Annotated in this window: 3 protein-coding genes; all 3 read right to left on the bottom strand. The window is 64.8% G+C overall.

The window, feature by feature from the left end:
- Nucleotides 1-216: transposase (locus tag A9310_RS22250; RefSeq protein ID WP_065632429.1), on the bottom strand; the 216-nt coding region annotated here is incomplete at its 3' end.
- A 45-nt stretch (nucleotides 217-261) separates the two neighbouring features.
- Nucleotides 262-1548 (bottom strand): IS21 family transposase, encoded by a 1287-nt coding sequence (gene istA / locus A9310_RS22245; protein WP_175401196.1) that lies wholly within the window; start codon nucleotides 1546-1548, stop codon nucleotides 262-264.
- Between the two features lie 126 nt (nucleotides 1549-1674).
- On the bottom strand, nucleotides 1675-1942 hold a 268-nt coding region (locus A9310_RS22240), incomplete at its 5' end, for an IS3 family transposase (protein WP_254661318.1).

Below are 1942 nucleotides of genomic sequence, written 5' to 3'. Positions count from 1 at the left end.
CTTGAGCCGGCCGTTCTGCTCGCGTAGCTCCTTGAGTTCCTTGGCGGCATCAGCGTCCATACCGCCGTACTGGCGGCGCCAGTTGTACAAGGTGGCCGCCGACACCTCGAGGTCGGCGGCGATCTCCTCGCCGTTCTTGCCCTCGGCCGCCAGTTCATCGGCTCGGCGCAACTTGCGCACGATGTCCTCAGCCGAGTGACGCTTCCGTCCCGCCATGATCCCTATCGTCCCTTCTCCGCCCTCAACAGGGCAATCAGGACTCTAGAACCACCCGGACCGGTTCACGGGGGACACGCCAGTGGCAAAGTTCACCCCGAACAGCTCGTCGTAGTCCGGTAACGCCCGGATCGGCACCTCGTGGCCATCAGGGTGGGCGCGGATGCGGGCGGCGTTTCGGGCCCGGTTGGCGAGGTCTTGGCGGCGGTAATCGCGGCGCAGTTCTTTGGCTGCTCGCACGTGCTGAGGGTCGGCGATGGTGACGTGGTTGGCCCAGCTGCGCGCGTGGTCGGCGACGGTGACCTCGCCGCAGAGGATGCGCACCTGCTGCAGGTCGGCAGTGATGTCGACGAACCGACCGATCACCGACGGGTGCACCGAATAGTCATTGCCGGCTACACGTACGTAGTAGTCGCGACCGAGTCGCACCCGGCTACTCAAGCCGATATGCGGTGCGGTCGGAGGTAGGCCGGTCATCTGCTCGAGGTCCTCGGCGAACACGTCACACGGGCGTCGATCACCGATCGCGCGCACCACTCGGGTGTTGGCATGATCGGCCAGCCACCGATCGAACTGGGCGGTGAAATCGGCCGGTGAGCTGAACTGGCGGCCCGGCAGGAACGAGCTCTCGAAGAACCGGTTGTTGCGTTCGACCATGCCCTTGTACTCGGGGTCTCGCGGTGGCGCCAGCTCCAGCCGCGTACCCAACGTGCCCACGAAGCCGGCCGCCAACGCGGTGGGTGTGCCCTTGGGGCCGATCGCGGCTTCGCGGTCCCACACCAGTTTGCGGGTCACCCCGCCCAGTTGCGACAGCAGCAGCCACATTCCCGTCAGGATGTCTCCGCCCTGGCGAGACGGGATCATCACCGCCGACCGGTACCGGGAGAACGCCAACGTCATCACCAACACCGGTAGCATGGCGAACTGATTGTGGCTCAGAGGGATTCGGTAGTCCGGAAACCACAAATCCCACTGTGAACAGCCGCCGGGCTGATAGATCACCCGATCGGCTGGATCTACCCCACGAAACTCTGGACGAATAGCCCGGACCCGGTCTTTGAGGACCGTCAACGACCTCGTCCACCCAACCCGCTCGGCGATCACCGTCGCCGGCATCGTCGGATACTCCCGCAGCAACGCCCGGATCTGCGGTTCGAACGCGTCGACCGCCGAGCCCGTCGCCGGCCGCGAGTACTTCGGCGCGGTATCCGAAGCCAACGCCGCACGAACGGTGTTGCGGGCCACCCCCAACCGGCGCGCGATCTCCCTGATCGGCACACCCTCACTGCGATGCAAACGGCGGATCTCTGCCCATTGCTCCACTGAAATCACCCTCCTAACAAGACGGGGGGGGTCAAAATTCACCCGTCGTCAGGGGGTCAGTTTTCAGGCGTCGTCAACATACGGTGCGTCGGTATCGAAAGACACTGAATCGCCCCGGGTTTGCTGGAGGCTCGGTTAGTTGGTTCCAGCGTTTGCGGGGACCGGGTTCTCACGGTAGCTGGTGACGGTGWGGGTCGACCAGTAGGCGCTCTCGTACTCGACGGGTGGGACGTGTCCGATCTCGCCGTGCAGGCGGCGGTGGTTGAACCATTCGACGTACTCAGCGACGGCGATCTCGACCTCGCCCACACCTGCCCAGCCGCCTCGCGGGCGCATCACGGGGTTACGGATGCATTCGGCTTTGAACAGCGAGTTGAACGCCTCAGCCATCGCGTTGTCGTAT

The organism is Gordonia sp. UCD-TK1 (genome assembly GCF_001691435.1).
In the GTDB taxonomy this organism is placed as follows: Bacteria; Actinomycetota; Actinomycetes; order Mycobacteriales; family Mycobacteriaceae; genus Gordonia; species Gordonia hongkongensis.
The sequence above is the reverse complement of the archived record's forward strand: the minus strand, read 5'-3'. Positions and strand labels throughout refer to the sequence as shown.